Source organism: Streptomyces coacervatus (assembly GCF_029223485.1).
Taxonomy (GTDB): domain Bacteria; phylum Actinomycetota; class Actinomycetes; order Streptomycetales; family Streptomycetaceae; genus Streptomyces; species Streptomyces coacervatus.
Genome location: NZ_JARHTP010000011.1, coordinates 136,956 through 152,981 on the forward strand (window position 1 = coordinate 136,956; position 16,026 = coordinate 152,981).

Genomic DNA, 16,026 nt, shown 5'->3' on the forward strand with positions numbered 1-16,026 from the left:
CCACCGCTCAGGCTATCGCGCATCCGGGATCCCGGACGTCCGGGTCCGTGTGGCCCGGCCCACAGAGTGATCCGGCGAGCGAACCAGCTCGAAAAGAAATTGAAGTGGCATGAATAGTCGCCCGCATCCCGGGCACGCGAACCGTACCCCCACGGGAGTCCGGCACGGTCGGTACCCCCCATCGGCGGCCGCCTCAGTCTCTCCTCTCCCGGACGACGGGCGGCCGCCCCCTTCTTCCACCAACTGCTACGGCGTGCAGCCCTTCCGCCCCGTCGCCAGCGTCGCGCAGGCCTTCGCCTCACCCGCGTCCTTCACGGCGACCATCGGGGTGTACGCGATGGTGTCGCCGGCCTGGGCGATGCTGTCGCTACGCTCCTTGGCCTTGCCCGCGGTCACCTGCACCGAGTCGCCCTGCGCGGCCGCGGTGATACGGCCCCACGCGGCGCCGCACGTCTTGCTGTACCGCACCTCGACCGTGGTCGTGCCTACGACGGCGGTCTTGGCGGTCGTCACCGCGGCGGTGTCCTTGGTGCAGCCCATGGCCTCCGCGTCCTTGCCGGTGCAGGAGGCGCCGCTGCACTTCACGCCCGCCGGAAGGTCGACGGAGCTGACCGAGGGCGACGGCGAGGCGTTCTTGCCCTCGTTCTTCTTGCCGCCGCCGTTGTCGGTCAGGTAGAACACCCCGGCTATCACGACCAGCACGCCGACGAGCCCCGCGAGGAACATCGTCAGCTTCCGCCTGCCGCCGCCGGACGAGGAGCTCCCAGCGGGCCGCGGGCCCTGCGGCGGCTCGCCGAACCGGCTCGGCGTCTCCGGAGTCCAGCCGGAACCGTCGGATGCCGGCCGCGGCGCCGGTGCCGCGGCTCCGGGCGTACGCGACCCGGCCGGCGACGGCCCCTTGTACCCGGCGAGCCCCCACGAGTTGGCGCCGGAGGAGCTCTCCGGCGCCTCCGCGGAGGGCGCGCCCGCGCTGGGCGCCGCGCCGCTCTCCCGCACCGCCCCCGCCGCGTCCCGTGCATCCGGGCTCGTCGGCTGCGGCGGCACCGTCGGTGCCACTCCCGCCGGTCCCGCGATCCCCGGCGTCGCCGTCGCGCTGCCGGACCTGCGGGCCGTCGTACTGCCCTTGCTGCTTGCCTTGCCGCTCCCCTTGGCATTGGCGGGAGGCGCCCCGAACTCCCCGAGCGCGGCACGCGCCTGGGAGATGCGGATGGCCTCCATGGTCATGTCGTGGCGCATCTCCGAACGGCTCCAGGCCCGTTCGGCGAGCTCCCACATGGTCGTCAGATGGATCGGGTTGGTGCCCGTGACCTCGGCCAGCGCGACGATCGCGCCCTTGGGCGCGAGCAGCCGGCCGTTCAGATACCGCTCCCAGGACGTCTTGCTGTAGCCCGTGCGGTCGGCCACCGACGCGATGCTCAGGCCGCTGCGGTCCACGAGCCGGCGCAGCTGGCTCGCAAACTCCCTGACCTGCGGATCGAGTTCGTCCGGCAAGGCCCTCCAACGAGGCATTGCTTCCCCCCTCTTCCCCCCGGTTGGTGCTGGTATTCCTCGCGATTCCCCCGCGCGTGGTGCCCGTTCTGGCTACCCACAGGGATGCGCCCAGTAAGGATCTCAGTTCCCGGGATGGGGGCGCACGGGAGCGTTGGGGCCACTCGGCATGCACCGTTGCACGCCGATCCGGCCGCGGTCCAGTGTCCCACCGACGGCCCCTCCACCGCCCGGCCGGACCCGCCCACGCTAGCCCTCCCGTCGAACAACCCCGTGTCAAATCCGCAAACTTGTCAATACATCGACACCGCAGGCACACACGGACATCCCCACCCGCCACGGGCGCATTCACCCCACCCAGGGGCAACCCACCCGGCAACTCACCCGAGCGTCAGGACGCCCACGACCGCGATCACCAGCATGAGGAGCAGCAGCAGTACGGCGCCCAGCAGCAACCGCCCGCCCGGCCGCCGACGGTTCTCCTCGGGGGCGTCCCACCAGGGCAGGGTCGGGTCGTCCTCGTACTCGGGCGCGCTCGCGTCACCGGATTCACCGGCCTCACCGGCGGATTTCGCCGGCCGTGGCCAGGCCTGGACCGCCAGTTCCCAGCGCACGCTGAAGCGCTCGGCCTCGGTGTCGGCGAGCCCCGCGATCCGGCACAGGGCGGTGACCGCCTGCCGGGGCGGGGGCTGGGTGGCGTTGAGGTAGCGGTGCCAGGAGGACTTGCTGTACGCGGTGCGGGCGCCGAGCGAGACGAGGCTGAGCCCCGTACGGTCCTTGAGGAGCCGCAGCTGCTCCACGAAGTGCCGCACCTCCGGCGGCAGATCGTCCGGCAGCGGCTGCCAGCCGCTCATCGCCCACCTCCAGAGTTCACTTGGTCTGAGCAGGTGACGACGCCGGCCGCCCGATGGTTCCCGCGCTGCGGAACGGTCACCTCCGTGCCACAGCTCGGCGCCGGCCCGTCCTTGCTCGGGGGAGAGGACGGACCGTCGTCGCAGAGGGTTCCGGCAGCGCCCCGACAGGGGCGCGGGGAACTGCGCGACCAGCCACGACGACGCCGCAGCCGAACTAACTGCTCACCGTGAAATGCAGCGTGTCCTTCAGGAACGGAATCTGCAGCAACGGGTGCGGCTGCACCATCATCGCCAGCAGCACGATGGCCAGGCCCAGCCCGGCGTACGTGACGATGTCCGTGAAGCGGGAGCGTACGGCGAGCATGCCGACGTCGGGCACGACCCAGCGCAGCACGGCCCCCGCCACCAGGGCGATGCCGATCAGCAGGGTGCCGACCCGGAAGACGTCGAGCGCGGTCAGCAGCAGGCCGAGCCCGACCAGGCCGAGGACGGCGAGGATCGGCCACTGCCGGGCGGGCGCGGGGGCGTCGCCGCGGGCGGCCCGGCCGCCGCCCTCGGGACGTGCGGTGTCCTTGGTGAACAGCGGGAAGCGCCGGGTGGCACGGCGCGGCCTGCCCTCGGCGTCGGGCGCGCTGATCGCGTCGCGGACGGTTTCCTCGGCCTGCTCCTCGGGGTCCTTCACATCGCCCTCCTGGCGCCTCGCCTCAGCCGGCACTGCGCTCCGCCGCCTCCACCACATTGACGAGCAGCTGGGCACGGGTCATCGGGCCGACTCCGCCGGGGTTCGGCGAGATCCAGCCCGCGACCTCGGCGACACCCGGGTGGACATCGCCCACGATCTTGCCCTCGGCGCTGCGCGAGACGCCGACGTCGAGGACGGCCGCGCCCGGCTTGACGTCCTCGGGACGGACCAGATGGGCGGAACCGGCAGCCGCGACGATGATGTCCGCGCGCTTGAGGTGCGACGACAGGTCCCGGGTGCCGGTGTGGCACTGGGTCACCGTCGCGTTCTCGCTCCGCCGGGTCAGCAGCAGCGGCATCGGGCGGCCGATGGTGACACCGCGGCCGACGACCACGACCTCGGCGCCCTTGATCTCCACGCCGTAGCGACGGAGGAGGGTGAGGACGCCGTTGGGGGTGCAGGGCAGCGGGGCGGGCTCGTTCAGCACGAGCCGCCCGAGGTTCATCGGGTGGAGTCCGTCGGCGTCCTTGTCCGGGTCCATCAGCTCCAGGATCCGGTTCTCGTCGATGCCCTTGGGCAGCGGCAGCTGGACGATATAGCCGGTGCACGCCGGGTCCTCGTTGAGCTCCCGTACGACCGCCTCGATCTCCTCCTGCGTCGCCGTGTCCGGCAGTTCGCGCTGGATGGAGGCGATGCCGACCTGGGCGCAGTCGCGGTGCTTGCCGGCGACGTACTTCTGGCTGCCGGGGTCGTTCCCGACGAGGATCGTGCCGAGGCCGGGCGTGATGCCCTTCTCCTTCAGCGCCGCCACGCGGGCGGTCAGATCGGACTTGATCGCGGCTGCGGTGGCCTTGCCATCGAGAATCTGGGCGGTCATGACCCCATCCTCGCGGATGACCGCCCCCCGGTTCCAATCCGGGGCCCTTCCGGACGCCACGGCTCGTATCCGGCCATGATCAGAGATGTTGCACTTGCACAACACATCCTGCCCGCGGCTGGACAATGCCTCGCCCCTCCGAGAACGATGTAAGGCGCTGTATCGCGGCCGATGTTCGGGGGGCATACCGCTTTGATCGTGACGTTCCTCCGCATATTTCCGCAACGTCCCCATGTGTGCAACGGAGGAATCCCGCCATGAGTTTCGGCGACCCGAACAACCCTTACGGTCAGCCCCAGCAGCCGCCGCAGCAGCCCGGCTACGGCTACCCGCAGCAGGGCGGCCAGCAGCCCTACGGCTACCCGCAGCAGCCCCCGCAGGGCGTGCCGCAGCAGCCGGGCTACGGCTACCCGCAGGCGCCCCAGGCCCCGGCCGGCTACGGCTACCCGCAGCAGCCGGGTTACGGGATGCAGCCCCCGTACGCGAGCTGGGGTCAGCGTTTCCTCGGCACCCTCGTGGACATCCTCGTGTTCGTGCCCGCCTACATCATCATTGGCATAGGCGGGGGCACCAAGATCTGGGCTCTGGTGGGCATCGGCTACGTCGCCGCCATCGGCATCGCGATCTGGCAGCTGATCCGGGAGGGCCGCACCGGCCAGACGGTCGGCAAGCAGGCGCTCGGCATCCGCCTGGTGAAGGAGATCGACGGGCAGCCCCTCGGCGTCGGCTTTGCCTTCGTCCGCCGGCTGGCGCACTTCCTGGACAGCCTCGCCTGCTACATCGGCTGGCTGTGGCCGGCTTGGGACCCCAAGCGTCAGACGTTCGCCGACAAGGTGTGCTCGACCATCGTGATCCGTACGAACTGAGCGCTGCTCCACCCCATTTCACGGAGGAACACCCCCCATGAGTTTCGGCGGCCCCAACAACCCCTACGGCCCGCAACAGGGCCAACAGCCGGGCTACGGCTATCCCACGGCTCCCCCGATGGGCCCCTACGGCGGCGCTCCCGTCATGACGACGATGCCGGGCAGCGTGAGCGCGGGCCGTGTGTTCCTGTGGGTGATCGTCCCTCTGCAGCTCATGGGTGTGGCCCTGTTCGCTTTCATCGCCGGGGTCCTTCGGAGGACGTCGAGCGCCGGCGCCGAGAACGAGGCCTCCTTCGAGAAGCTCAAGGAGTACTCGACCGGCGCGCTGTGGGCGTTGGTGGTGTTCGCGCTGGCCTGGGCGGTGTTCGCGGCCGTGCTGGCGTTGAAGTTCAGCGACGGCGGCAACCGTGTCCGGATCACGGCCATCGTCTTCGGCGTCATCACCGCGATGCTGGGCATCTACCCCTTCGTCGTCGTGGGCCTTCTCCACACGGTTCTCGGCATTCTGATAGCCGTGTTCGCCGGCAATGCGAACGGAACCGCCTGGTTCAATCGCGCACGCCAGTGAACCGCCTCGCGCCACTGAACAGTTCGCGCCAATAAATCGCCAAGGGCCGTGTCTCCCCTTCCGAGGGGGACACGGCCCTGGTGCGTCGCCCTACTCTGGCGTGGGTAGCCGGCAGGCACGGGAGAAGCACCTTGTACAGCATCATCGTGGTACCTCCGCCGACCACGGAGAACCAGTCCACTCGCACCCAGCTCAAGCTCGCGCCCGGCGAGCGACTGACCTTCGGGCGCAGCGCCGACTGCGATGTGGAGATCCCGCACAAGGGCGTCTCCCGCAGGGCCGGTGAGATCACCGCGCAGGGCGCCTTCTGGATACTGAGCAACCTCAGCGGCGAGCAGACGTACGTAGTGGAGAACCCGGAGGGCGCCGGCGAGCACATGAAGGTCGGCCCGGGCCGCCTCGACGCCCCCGTCCCCTTCGAGTTCTCGCGGATCGTACTGCCGGCGGCCGGGGACCTCCTGGCCATAGAGGTGTGGGCGCCCCGCCACGACTACCTCCACTCCGAGGGCGGTCTCGACGGCACCACCACCGCTCCCGCCTTCTCCGTCGACCGCACCAAGCGCTATTTCGCGGTCCTGGCCGCTCTCTGCGAGCCCCGTCTACGAGGCGAACCGCACGCCCCTCTCCCCACGGTGGACCAGGTCGTCGACCGCCTGCGCCCCAACTGGCCCGCCGCATCCCGCACTTCGGTGCAGTGGAACATCGACTACCTGGCGGTGAAGCTGCGCCTGAAGCCCGGCCCGGAGGAGGCGGACACGGGCCCGCGCCTCAACGGCAAGAAGGAGTCGCTGGTCTCCCTCGCGCTCCGCTTCGACCTCGTCCGCGAGGACGACCTGGTCGTCCTCGCACCCTCCCCGTCCGGCCGGGCGGTCCGGTGACCGAGCCCTACGCCGTGCCGGTGCCCAAGGGGTACCGGGTCGGCGCCTGGGAGGTACGGGACCCGATCGCGACAGGCGCCTTCGGCAGCGTCTACGAGGCCCGGCGCACCGTCGACTCGCCCGACCTCCCCCGCACGGCCGCCCTCAAGTTCCTGCCCACGGGCACGGGCACCCCCCGCCAACTCACCCACCTGCGCGAACTCATCGACCGCGAGGTCGAGTTGCACCGACGCCTCAAGCAGCCGCGCCTGATCCGGATGTACGACACCCTCACCGTCGACGACCCGTCCCGCCCCACGCTGGACGGCGCCACCGTCCTCGTACTGGAAAAGGCGGAACGCTCCCTGTCGGCCCTGCTGTCCGCCGCCCCCCGCCCGGACGCCGGACCGGCACTCCTCGCCCAGATCTGCGAGGGCCTGGCCCAACTGCACCGCGCAGGCTGGGTGCACGGCGACCTCAAACCGGCCAACGTCCTCCTGATGAAGGACGGTTCGGCCCGCCTCGCCGACTTCAACATGGCCGCGGAACTGGAGGGCACGCACGCGTACACCCCCGCCTTCTCCACCCCCGACTACACCCCGCCCGAACTCCTCTGGTCGGAGATCGGCGCACGCGGCCGCCAGATCCGCCCCTCCGCCGACGTCTGGGCCTTCGGCGTCCTGGCCCACCTGGTCCTGACCGACTCCTTCCCCCTCCCCGGCGCCACCCCCACCACCCGCCGCGACGCGGCCGTCGCCTACGCCCGCGGCACCGACGAGCTGCGCCTCTCCCCCGAACTCCCGGACGCCTGGCGGGAGATCGTCCGCGCCTGCCTCTCCCGTACACACGCGGATCGGGTCGATACGGACGTACTGTTGCGACGGGTCGAAGCGGCGGCCGGCACGACGCGCTCGCCGCGCCTCCCCCGCCTGTTTCCGCTGCTTCCGCGCCGCAGACGCCGCTCGACGGTGATCGCGAGCGCGACGGCCGCCACCGTCGCGATCGCGGCGCTCGGCTACGGCATCAGCACCTGGGCGGACACGGGCGGCGACACCCCGGCCGCCCGCAGCAGCTCCCCAACCGCGAAGTCCGCCACCGACGGCTCCGCCGAACTCCGCACCGACAAGGGCGTCCCGGCCGTCTACCGCCCGATGATCGTCAAGGCGGCTCACGACTGCACCCAGCAGGACGTCACACCCGCGCTCATCGCGGCCATGCTCAAGGCGGAGAGCAACTTCGACCCGAAGCTCTCCGACCCCGGCAAGGACGAGTACGGCATCGCACGCTGGACCCCGAGACTCCTGCGCTGGTGGATCCGGCCCGACGGCCAGCCGGTCAAATCGATCCCCAAGCCACCCCTCTCCGTCCCCGACTCGATCACGGCCCTCGGCCACTACCTCTGCTACATCGAGCCGCAGCTGACACCCGGACTGCCCGGCGACAAGCGGGTGCTGATCGCCGCCGCGTACCGGACCTCGTACAAGCGGGTGAATGCAGTGCGCGGTATTCCCCCCGAATACCGCGACTACTGCAAGCGGCTCACCCAGTACCTCAAGGAGTACACCCCGCCCGGGAGTTGGTGACCCTGAGACTTCCGAGGTACCGGCCGGCGGGCGTCGGCGGCACGGTGGTACCACTCCGCCACGGCGGAACGACCACCAGAGTTCATGGGGGAACGAACGTGAACATCACCAAGCCCGCCGCACTGCTCCTCGCGGCCACCGCCCTGCTCGCCGGCTCCACGGTCGCGGCCACCGCGGCCGACACCCCGGACGGCACCCGAGTGACGTCGACGCCGGACGGCATCCGCGTCAACAGCCTCCAGCAGACCGCCGACCAGGTGCTCGCAGGCCACCCGAAGGCCCTCTCGGTGTCCGCCAAGGAGGTCAAGTACGACGGCCTGAGCCTCACCCGCGCCCCGAAGGGCAAGCTCGGCGCCCAGGACCTGGCCTGCGACTACGGCCATCTGTGCATGATCGTCAAGGGCACCAAGTTCGACTTCTACAAGTGCCAGACCTGGACCGTGAACAACTGGACCGGCGACGGCCCGTTCACCAACAACCAGACGCCCGGCACGGTCGCCAGCTTCTACAACCAGGACGGCAGCACCCGCTGGACGTCCACGGCGTACGAGGCGGGCACGGCGAGCTGGGACCCGATCTACTCCCTGCGTCCCTGCTGACCTGACCTGATCTAACAGGCCCGGCGGTCTCCAGCTCCCTCGGGGGAGGGCTGGAGACCGCCGATGAATGCTGTCCAGGCGGGGGTGGGGACGAGGAGTATGGGGCCCGCCGGGTTCTTGGAGTCGCGGACTGGGACGGTGCCGGGGAGGTCGGCGATTTCTACGCAATCGGCGCCCTCCTCGTCGCTGTAGCTGCTCTTGCGCCAGGCGACGGAGCTCAGGTCAATCCCCTTGCTGTGCTTCATTTCTGCACGTCCTCGCTGCTTCTTCCAACAGAGCCAGGGACGCCTCGGGTGAGAGTGCGACGGCCCTGAGCAGATCGTACCTACGCCGGTACTCCTTGACCTGGGCCGGGTAATCGACGATCTGCCCATCGAAATTCCCTTCCGTCCACACCAGTGGCGGGGCATCAGCGAAGGTCATGATCTTGGCCATGCCATGTCCGAGGGCGTGCCAGGGGGTCGTTTCCGGGACGATCTGCAGAATGCTCTGCGTGGACCGGATCACCTCGCAGATGTGCTCCAACTGCTCGGCCATCGCCCCCAATGGGAGCGGCGTGTTCCGGATGACCGACTCACGCAGGATCCCCCAGTAGGCGGGCCGGTCCTCGCGCTTCCACAGCTCCGCACGCGCCATCCGGGCGTGGACGCGCTCTTCGACCGTCTTCGGCGGCGTCCACGGTGAGCCGTACCGAATGAGACCTCGCATGTACGCCGTCGTCTGAAGAAGCCCAGGAATGACATTGGGCCCCCACTCCTCCAACGTCACCGCCTGCTTCTCCAGGTCCGGCACATCCGCGAAGTACAGCGGATGCCCCACCTGCCGCGCCTTGGCGACGTCTTCACACCGCCGCTCGAAAAACCCGTCCGTGCCCAGCTTCTGGTCCACATGCCGGGCCAGATCGATTGGCATGCCCCGCTCCCCCCGCTCGATCTGACTGAGGAACGAGAGCCCCCGGAAGCTGCCCTCCACCAACTGCTCCAGCGTCAGCCCCGCTTGCTCCCTCCTGTAGCGCAACTCAGCGCCATAGAAGCAGGGAACGCTCACCGAAGCGTCGGGATCCTTCTTGGGAGGCACAACGCACCACCGCCCTTCACTAGTTACCGCGCGCAACCCAAACCCCTTTTACGGTACGCACCCTGACGCCACGCTGTGAGCAATTCCTCACAGAACGCAACGCTCACGGAGGCGTACCCGGATGCACCCCCACGACGACGAGGCCACAACCTGCGTCCACCAGCTCCGCACCGCACTGGCGGCGCACGGCATCACGCTCCCCTCACTCGGGATCGACCTCCCGACCTACGCAAGGCCACTCAACGCACCGCCCCTCATCGCGCTTGGCAACTGCAACACGGCAACCGCGCAAGCCCTGACGGCCGCCCTGCGTAAAGCGACAGGCGAGTGAGTACGCAGGACGGGCTCAAGCTCGACCTGATCGCACTGCCCAAGGCCGTACCGGAGGCGCGCCGAATGGTCCGCGAGTATCTGGGCGGCGCACCGTGCCCCGAAGTCGAGCTCTGCGTGGCCGAGTTGCTGACGAACGTGATCCGACACGTAGGCGAAGGCACGTTCACGACCCTGAAGGTGACAAGAGCCACCGACGGCCGCCGCACCCGCATCGAAGTCACGGACCCCGAGCCGCACTCCTGGCTCGTAGTACGCCACGCCGGTGCAGACGAGGAGTCCGGCCGCGGACTGTTCCTCCTCGACGCACTCGCCCTGCGCTGGGGCGTGGAGCACAGGGCGGACGGCAAGACGGTGTGGTGCGAGTTGCTCACCCGGTAGTCTCTCGTCAACCAGAGTTGCCACAGGGCACGTTGGTGTGACCGAGGTCGAGAGTGAAGTGAACACGTCGGGGGACCGATCCATGTCAGACGCCGCCCTCGCACAGACCTGCGCGCGGCCGCTACGGCCGACCGATCCGGTGCGCGTCGGGCCGTACGTACCGTTGGGACTGCTGGGCAGCGGCGGCATGGGCCGGGTCTACCTGGCGCGGCACGGCGACGGAACGCCGGGGCTGGCCGCGGTAAAGGTGGTCCGGCCCGAACTGGCCGAGGACCCGCGCTTCCGGCGCCGTTTCGAGCGGGAGGCGACCGTGCACGCGCGCGTGGGCGCGCCGTACACGCCGGAGCTCTTCGGTACGGGATTCGAGGCCGACAACGAGCTGCTGTGGATGGCAACGGCGTACCTGCCGGGCCTCAACCTGGCAGAGGCCGTACAGGATCACGGCGTAATCGCACCGCCCGGGGTATGGCGGCTCATCGGGGATCTCGGCCGGGCACTCGCCGCACTGGCGGCCGTAGGGATCGTGCACCGAGACTTCAAGCCATCAAACGTCCTACTCACCCAACAGGGTGCGCACGTAATCGACTTCGGCATCGCGCAGGCGGTCGACGCCAGCGCGATCACGTCCACGGGCAGCAGGGTGGGCACCCCGGCCTTCATGTCCCCGGAATACCTCAGGGACGGCCGCTGCGACACGGCGTCGGACGTGTTCTGCTGCGCCAGCACGGTCGTCCACGCGCTCACCGGACACGCCCCGTTCGGCGACGGCACCGGCATGGACGTCCTGCACCGCATCGCCTCGGAGCAACCGAACACCGAGGTCATGGCGAACGTATCGGCAGCCGACCCCGCCCTGTCGGCCCTCCTCACCGCCTGCCTCGACAAGGACCCCGCACTACGCCCCGGCCCCCAGGACCTCATCGACGCCGCCGCCACGCACCCGCGGGCCATCTTCTGGCAGGAGCCTCTGGGCAGCCGCCTCCGCGCCCGACAGCAGGCGTACGACGCACTCCGGGCCGGCCCCGTACCGGGCGAGCAGACACCGACCGAGCGGGTGACGTACCCGGCGGCAGGACCGGGGTTCGGCCCACCGGTGACTCCGGTTCTACCGGTGCCCCCGCCGGCCGCACCGGCCCGGCGTCGCAGGCGGCCGTACGCCGCCCTCGCCGCCGTACTCGCGGTGTGCGCCGTCGCCGCAACCGCCTTCCTGCTCACCCGCCCGTCGTCCTCCGACGCCATCACAGGCGCCGCCTCCACCGCCGGCACGGCCGACGACGGCGCCGGGCCCTCCTCGCCCTCCAAGAAGCCGCAGGAGAAGGGGCAGGAGAAGCCGAAGGGACAGGGGCAGCTGGTCGACACGGGCGCCTCCGCCACCCCTTCCTCGTCCAGCAACGGCACACAAAGCACCAGCCCCACTCCCCACCCCACCTCCAAGACACCCGGCACTCCGACCCCCACCCCCTCTACGTCGACTCCCGCCCCGGCAAAACCCCCCTGGCTCACCGACTGCACCTACTACTCCGGCACCGAACAAACCCAACTCGGCGACCGCGGCCAACGAGTCGTACAGGTCCAGTGCATGCTGACGAAACGCGGCTACAGCGTGGGCAGTTCAGGCGTGGACGGCGACTTCGGCAAGGACACGGACACGGCGGTACGAAGCTTCCAGACGGCCAAGGGACTGGAGGTCGACGGCCAGGTGGGGCCCAACACGTGGGCGGCACTGCGCAGTTCGACCTGAGGTCCTGAAGCGGAACCCTTACGGAAAGTACGGGGTGTACGTGATCGAGGAGACCTTCAGATACCTCGCACCGTCTCCTGTGGCCCAGGTCGAGTCATTGGGGTTGCCCGGCCAGTCGCCGCCGACGGCGGTGTTGACGATGAAGTGCATCCCGACCCCCGGGGCAGTGGTGTACCACTTGGTGCCGGTGATGGTGCCGTCCACCGCGAAGTCGATGTGATCGGGCCACCAGGTGAACGAGTACGTGTGGTACGCATTGGTCCAGCCCGCAGCATTTGTCTTCGAGAACTGGGTCTGGGCGTTGTTGGCATCGTGGGAGGTCTGGTAAACGGTGTTCGCGTTCTGGCCGACGATTTCGGCGGCGTCGAACTCGGGCAGCCACGGATTCAGGTAGGCCGCCCATACCGCGGGCAGGAGGCCTTGGCCGTTGGGCATGTTCGCAGTGAAGCTGTAGGTGCCGTAGCCATAGAGCGCCTTGGACTCCACGCGGCCCGAATAGTACGTGCCGCCCGACTTGTAGGTCTTGATGACGAGGGTGTTGCCCTCGTACCAGACGCAGTCGGGGGTGTAGGTCTCCAGCTCGTTGTTGGCGGTCCACCGTCCGTTGATCGTGTTCCACGAGTTGATGGTCTGGGCGGCTCCCCAGGACGCCGCGTGGGCTTGCGGCTGTCCCAGGAGAAGCAGTGACAGCGCCGCCAGGGCGGCAACTATCAGGCGTCCCGGCCGGAGAAGTGCAGACGACATCGAAGCTCCATCGCTCGGATGACATGGAGTGGGAGCGCTCCCCCACTTCTCTATCAACCGGACTGTAGGAGTCCGTTCAATGTTTGACAAGATGCGGGGGTGCGGGGCGAATCCTGGCTTCTGGAGTTGAAGACACCTAGCCGAAGTCCAAGACGGCCGGGGATGTCCAGAAGGTCCTCCCTGAGCTGATCGTCGTCTGACCGGGAAGTGTTGATGAAGACATCCCGCAAACTGACCTGATTGACGACCGCTTCGATTCGTCCCCGATCATCGCCCAGACTCGTGAACCAGTTGTCGACCGTGCCCTGGCAGAAGTTCTCCTTCAGGAACACGCAACCGCGGTACTCGACCGTCTCGGGACAGAACAGCCAGGCCGCAGCCAGGACAAAACGCAGGCCGCCCTCGAAGTCGAGGTAGTTGGAGGGGGAAAGCTCCTCGTCCTTCCACTCGGCGCGCCACCGCCGGAAGAACACCGGCAACTCACGCCCGGACCACACCGGTCTCGTCTCCGCCATACCCGCTGTCTCTCCATGCTGTACGGTCCCGATGCCGCGCCCGGGACCGGGGCGCGGGCCTGCTGACAGGGGGATCATGAACCTACAACGCGTTCCGGCACCAAAGAAGCCGCTGAGCAAGAGAAGAAAGACCGCTGTCGCCGTGGGGGCGCTGCTCGCAGCTCCCCTACTGATGGCCGCCACAGCCTGCGGATCCAGCAACACCGACACGAACGACACCTCGACTGCGGCCGCGAAACCTGCGTCGAGTCCCAGCCCGTCCACCCACCCGTCGGCCCCACCCGGCCCGGACCAGAAACTGGCCGCCCTCGACGGCAATCTCCGCCCCGCCGACCAGTACCAGCAGGTCCTCTCCGCACTGGCACCGCGCTGCAAAGAGGACGTCTCCCACCTGGCAACGGTCGTCGACACAACGCTGAAATCCCTGAAGAAGAAGGGCGCCACCGACGAGGACGAATTCAGCGTCCTGCAGAAACTGGAGGCCTGGGTGCCCGCCGGGGATCCGCGGGTCAACTGCGCTTCGAAGGCGGCGGCTTACGTCGCTCAGCGCCAAGGGAGCTGATCAGCAGACGCGACGGCGCCCCGCACAGCCGGAACTGTGCGGGGCGCCGTCATTCCAAATTCCAGGACGGACAACCGACCCGTCAGTGGAAGAAGTGCCGAGTCCCCGTGAAGTACATCGTCACGCCCGCCTTCTTCGCGGCCTCGACCACCAGCTCGTCGCGGACCGAACCGCCCGGCTGGACCACGGCCTTGACGCCGGCCTCGATCAGGATCTCCAGGCCGTCCGGGAAGGGGAAGAACGCGTCCGAGGCGGCGTACGAGCCCTGGGCGCGCTCGGCGCCGGCCCGTTCGACGGCGAGCTTCGCGGAGTCGACGCGGTTGACCTGGCCCATGCCGACGCCGACGGAGGCGCCGTCCTTGGCGAGGAGGATCGCGTTGGACTTCACCGCGCGGCAGGCCTTCCAGGCGAAGGACAGCTCCGCCAGTTCGTCGGCGGACAGCGCCTCGCCGGTGGCCAGCGTCCAGTTGGCCGGGTTGTCGCCGTCCGCCTGGAGGCGGTCCGTCACCTGGAGGAGTGCGCCGCCGTCGATGGGCTTGACCTCGGCCGGGTGGGAGGGCGCTGCCGGGGCCTTGAGGACGCGGATGTTCTTCTTCTTGGCGAGGGCTTCGAGGGCGCCGTCCTCGTAGTCGGGCGCGACGATGACCTCGGTGAAGATCTCGGCGACCTGCTCGGCCATCTCCTTCGAGACCGGGCGGTTCACGGCGATGACGCCGCCGAACGCCGACAGCGGGTCGCACGCGTGCGCCTTGCGGTGGGCCTCGGCGACGTCCGAACCGGTCGCGATACCGCACGGGTTGGCGTGCTTGATGATCGCCACGGCCGGCTCGTCGTGATCGTACGCGGCACGGCGGGCGGCGTCCGTGTCCGTGTAGTTGTTGTACGACATCTCCTTGCCGTGCAGCTGCTCGGCCTCGGCGAGACCGACGCCCGTGCCGTCGACGTAGAGCGCGGCGGGCTGGTGCGGGTTCTCGCCGTAGCGCAGGGTGCTCTTGCGCTCCAGCGCCGCCGCGATGAACTCGGGGAACTGGGAGTCGTCGGCGGGCGCGTAGGCCGACGCGAACCAGCTCGCGACCGCGATGTCGTACTCGGCCGTGTGACGGAAGGCCTCCGCCGCCAGCCGCTTGCGGGTGGCCAGGTCGAAGCCGCCGTCCTGGACGGCGGCGAGCACGTCGGCGTAGCGGGCCGGGCTGGTGACCACCGCGACCGACGGGTGGTTCTTGGCGGCCGCGCGGACCATCGACGGGCCGCCGATGTCGATCTGCTCGACGCACTCGTCGGGGGACGCCCCCGAGGCGACGGTCTCGCGGAAGGGGTAGAGGTTGACCACGACCAGGTCGAACGGGGCCACACCCAGCTCGGCCAGCTGCTCGCGGTGGCTCTCCAGGCGCAGGTCGGCGAGGATGCCCGCGTGCACCTTGGGGTGCAGGGTCTTGACCCGGCCGTCCAGGCACTCGGGGAAGCCGGTGAGTTCCTCGACCTTGGTGACGGGGACGCCCGCGGCGGCGATACGGCCGGCGGTGGACCCGGTGGAGACGAGCTCCACGCCCGCCTCGTGCAGGCCGCGTGCGAGGTCTTCGAGGCCCGTTTTGTCGTAGACGCTGACGAGCGCCCTGCGAAGGGGCCGCTTGTTGCTCTCGGCGGTCACTGGATAACTACCTTTCGTCCCTCAATGCGATAGCCGTTGCGGGCGAGCCGCCCCACGACATCCACGAGCAGCCTTCGCTCGACTTCCTTGATGCGCTCGTGCAGAGCGCTCTCGTCGTCCTCGTCCCGGACCTCCACCGCGCCCTGAGCGATGATCGGCCCGGTGTCGACGCCGTCGTCGACGAAGTGGACGGTGCAGCCGGTGACCCTGGCGCCGTACGCGAGCGCGTCGCGCACACCGTGGGCTCCCGGAAAACTGGGGAGGAGGGCAGGGTGCGTATTCACGAACCGGCCGCCGTAGCGGGCCAGGAACTCCTTGCCCACGATCTTCATGAACCCGGCGGAGACGACCAGATCGGGCTCATGGGAGGAGACGGCCTCGGTGAGGGCGGCATCCCACTCCTCGCGGGTCCCGTAGTCCTTGACCTTCGTCACGAAGGTCGGCAGCCCTGCGAGCTCCGCGCGTGCGAGGCCCTCGATGCCGTCGCGGTCGGCGCCGACGGCCACGATCTCGGCGCCGTAGGCCTCGATGCCGGTGGCCGCGATCTCGTCGAGGAGCGCCTGCAGGTTGGTGCCTGATCCGGAGACCAGCACGACGAGGCGCTTGACCACGGGCTTGGCGGCCACGGTGGGGCCCTTTCTCGGGGGAGCGGTC

Annotated in this window: 19 protein-coding genes; 9 read left to right on the top strand and 10 right to left on the bottom strand. The window is 69.4% G+C overall.

Features of this window, described 5'->3' with window-relative positions:
- Nucleotides 1-246 precede the first annotated feature (246 nt).
- From P2Q00_RS26810 to P2Q00_RS26825, 4 genes are all read right to left on the bottom strand, one after another.
- Complete coding sequence (locus P2Q00_RS26810) at nucleotides 247-1,491, bottom strand: helix-turn-helix domain-containing protein (RefSeq protein ID WP_275775360.1); 1,245 nt, start codon at nucleotides 1,489-1,491, stop codon at nucleotides 247-249.
- 377 nt (nucleotides 1,492-1,868) lie between these two features.
- Nucleotides 1,869-2,342, bottom strand: coding sequence for a helix-turn-helix domain-containing protein (locus tag P2Q00_RS26815; protein ID WP_275775361.1), 474 nt, complete (start codon nucleotides 2,340-2,342; stop codon nucleotides 1,869-1,871).
- Between the two features lie 214 nt (nucleotides 2,343-2,556).
- On the bottom strand, nucleotides 2,557-3,024 hold the full coding sequence (locus tag P2Q00_RS26820; RefSeq protein WP_338059344.1) for a DUF3017 domain-containing protein: 468 nt from the start codon (nucleotides 3,022-3,024) through the stop codon (nucleotides 2,557-2,559).
- 22 nt (nucleotides 3,025-3,046) lie between these two features.
- Entirely contained in the window at nucleotides 3,047-3,901 is an 855-nt protein-coding gene (locus P2Q00_RS26825) for a bifunctional methylenetetrahydrofolate dehydrogenase/methenyltetrahydrofolate cyclohydrolase (RefSeq protein WP_275775363.1), read from the bottom strand.
- A gap of 257 nt (nucleotides 3,902-4,158) precedes the next feature.
- Here P2Q00_RS26825 and P2Q00_RS26830 point away from each other — a divergent pair, with 257 nt between their 5' ends.
- The 5 genes from P2Q00_RS26830 to P2Q00_RS26850 all read left to right on the top strand — a co-directional run bounded on the left by P2Q00_RS26830 (nucleotide 4,159) and on the right by P2Q00_RS26850 (nucleotide 8,374).
- Nucleotides 4,159-4,767, top strand: coding sequence for an RDD family protein (locus tag P2Q00_RS26830; RefSeq protein WP_275775364.1), 609 nt, complete (start codon nucleotides 4,159-4,161; stop codon nucleotides 4,765-4,767).
- A gap of 37 nt (nucleotides 4,768-4,804) precedes the next feature.
- Nucleotides 4,805-5,335 (top strand): hypothetical protein, encoded by a 531-nt coding sequence (locus P2Q00_RS26835; protein WP_275775366.1) that lies wholly within the window; start codon nucleotides 4,805-4,807, stop codon nucleotides 5,333-5,335.
- 131 nt (nucleotides 5,336-5,466) lie between these two features.
- On the top strand, nucleotides 5,467-6,213 hold the full coding sequence (locus P2Q00_RS26840; RefSeq protein WP_275775367.1) for an FHA domain-containing protein: 747 nt from the start codon (nucleotides 5,467-5,469) through the stop codon (nucleotides 6,211-6,213).
- Entirely contained in the window at nucleotides 6,210-7,775 is a 1,566-nt protein-coding gene (locus P2Q00_RS26845; protein WP_275775369.1) for a serine/threonine-protein kinase, read from the top strand. The genes P2Q00_RS26840 and P2Q00_RS26845 overlap by 4 nt, the downstream gene beginning before the upstream one ends.
- A 98-nt stretch (nucleotides 7,776-7,873) precedes the next feature.
- Complete coding sequence (locus tag P2Q00_RS26850) at nucleotides 7,874-8,374, top strand: hypothetical protein (RefSeq protein WP_275775370.1); 501 nt, start codon at nucleotides 7,874-7,876, stop codon at nucleotides 8,372-8,374.
- An 11-nt stretch (nucleotides 8,375-8,385) separates the two neighbouring features.
- Here P2Q00_RS26850 and P2Q00_RS26855 read toward each other — a convergent pair whose 3' ends face one another.
- Complete coding sequence (locus P2Q00_RS26855; protein ID WP_275775372.1) at nucleotides 8,386-8,619, bottom strand: DUF397 domain-containing protein; 234 nt, start codon at nucleotides 8,617-8,619, stop codon at nucleotides 8,386-8,388.
- On the bottom strand, nucleotides 8,597-9,451 hold the full coding sequence (locus P2Q00_RS26860; RefSeq protein WP_275775374.1) for a helix-turn-helix domain-containing protein: 855 nt from the start codon (nucleotides 9,449-9,451) through the stop codon (nucleotides 8,597-8,599). The genes P2Q00_RS26855 and P2Q00_RS26860 overlap by 23 nt, the downstream gene beginning before the upstream one ends.
- A gap of 121 nt (nucleotides 9,452-9,572) precedes the next feature.
- Between P2Q00_RS26860 and P2Q00_RS26865 the strand changes: the two genes are divergently transcribed.
- The 3 genes from P2Q00_RS26865 (at nucleotide 9,573) to P2Q00_RS26875 (ending at nucleotide 11,903) form a co-directional block, all read left to right on the top strand.
- On the top strand, nucleotides 9,573-9,782 hold the full coding sequence (locus P2Q00_RS26865; RefSeq protein ID WP_275775376.1) for a hypothetical protein: 210 nt from the start codon (nucleotides 9,573-9,575) through the stop codon (nucleotides 9,780-9,782).
- A complete protein-coding gene (locus P2Q00_RS26870; RefSeq protein ID WP_275775378.1) occupies nucleotides 9,779-10,162 on the top strand; it encodes an ATP-binding protein in 384 nt (127 codons plus the stop codon). Before P2Q00_RS26865 ends, P2Q00_RS26870 begins: the two co-directional genes overlap by 4 nt.
- An 82-nt stretch (nucleotides 10,163-10,244) precedes the next feature.
- Entirely contained in the window at nucleotides 10,245-11,903 is a 1,659-nt protein-coding gene (locus P2Q00_RS26875; RefSeq protein ID WP_275775379.1) for a serine/threonine-protein kinase, read from the top strand.
- Between the two features lie 18 nt (nucleotides 11,904-11,921).
- Here P2Q00_RS26875 and P2Q00_RS26880 read toward each other — a convergent pair whose 3' ends face one another.
- Together P2Q00_RS26880 and P2Q00_RS26885 are read right to left on the bottom strand one after the other, a co-directional pair.
- Complete coding sequence (locus P2Q00_RS26880) at nucleotides 11,922-12,647, bottom strand: glycoside hydrolase family 16 protein (RefSeq protein ID WP_275775381.1); 726 nt, start codon at nucleotides 12,645-12,647, stop codon at nucleotides 11,922-11,924.
- 53 nt (nucleotides 12,648-12,700) lie between these two features.
- Complete coding sequence (locus tag P2Q00_RS26885; RefSeq protein ID WP_275775383.1) at nucleotides 12,701-13,162, bottom strand: hypothetical protein; 462 nt, start codon at nucleotides 13,160-13,162, stop codon at nucleotides 12,701-12,703.
- A 172-nt stretch (nucleotides 13,163-13,334) separates the two neighbouring features.
- Here P2Q00_RS26885 and P2Q00_RS26890 point away from each other — a divergent pair, with 172 nt between their 5' ends.
- Nucleotides 13,335-13,724: a hypothetical protein gene (locus P2Q00_RS26890; protein ID WP_275775385.1), complete on the top strand. Its 390-nt coding sequence runs from the start codon at nucleotides 13,335-13,337 to the stop codon at nucleotides 13,722-13,724.
- Between the two features lie 82 nt (nucleotides 13,725-13,806).
- Here P2Q00_RS26890 and purH read toward each other — a convergent pair whose 3' ends face one another.
- Both purH and purN read right to left on the bottom strand, forming a co-directional pair.
- Nucleotides 13,807-15,372, bottom strand: a complete 1,566-nt coding sequence (gene purH / locus P2Q00_RS26895) for a bifunctional phosphoribosylaminoimidazolecarboxamide formyltransferase/IMP cyclohydrolase (protein ID WP_275775387.1) — start codon at nucleotides 15,370-15,372, stop codon at nucleotides 13,807-13,809.
- Nucleotides 15,369-15,998, bottom strand: coding sequence for a phosphoribosylglycinamide formyltransferase (gene purN, locus P2Q00_RS26900; RefSeq protein ID WP_275775388.1), 630 nt, complete (start codon nucleotides 15,996-15,998; stop codon nucleotides 15,369-15,371). Before purN ends, purH begins: the two co-directional genes overlap by 4 nt.
- Between the last annotated feature and the right edge of the window lie 28 nt (nucleotides 15,999-16,026).

What these genes read in the sequence shown, in the direction of transcription:
- P2Q00_RS26815 (WP_275775361.1), bottom strand. Translation starts at nt 2,342, where the DNA reads ATGAGCGGCTGGCAGCCGCTGCCGGACGATCTGCCGCCGGAGGTGCGG.
- P2Q00_RS26825 (WP_275775363.1), bottom strand. Translation starts at nt 3,901, where the DNA reads ATGACCGCCCAGATTCTCGATGGCAAGGCCACCGCAGCCGCGATCAAG.
- P2Q00_RS26830 (WP_275775364.1), top strand. Translation starts at nt 4,159, where the DNA reads ATGAGTTTCGGCGACCCGAACAACCCTTACGGTCAGCCCCAGCAGCCG.
- P2Q00_RS26835 (WP_275775366.1), top strand. Translation starts at nt 4,805, where the DNA reads ATGAGTTTCGGCGGCCCCAACAACCCCTACGGCCCGCAACAGGGCCAA.
- P2Q00_RS26855 (WP_275775372.1), bottom strand. Translation starts at nt 8,619, where the DNA reads ATGAAGCACAGCAAGGGGATTGACCTGAGCTCCGTCGCCTGGCGCAAG.
- P2Q00_RS26865 (WP_275775376.1), top strand. Translation starts at nt 9,573, where the DNA reads ATGCACCCCCACGACGACGAGGCCACAACCTGCGTCCACCAGCTCCGC.
- P2Q00_RS26875 (WP_275775379.1), top strand. Translation starts at nt 10,245, where the DNA reads ATGTCAGACGCCGCCCTCGCACAGACCTGCGCGCGGCCGCTACGGCCG.
- P2Q00_RS26880 (WP_275775381.1), bottom strand. Translation starts at nt 12,647, where the DNA reads ATGTCGTCTGCACTTCTCCGGCCGGGACGCCTGATAGTTGCCGCCCTG.
- P2Q00_RS26885 (WP_275775383.1), bottom strand. Translation starts at nt 13,162, where the DNA reads ATGGCGGAGACGAGACCGGTGTGGTCCGGGCGTGAGTTGCCGGTGTTC.
- P2Q00_RS26890 (WP_275775385.1), top strand. Translation starts at nt 13,335, where the DNA reads ATGGCCGCCACAGCCTGCGGATCCAGCAACACCGACACGAACGACACC.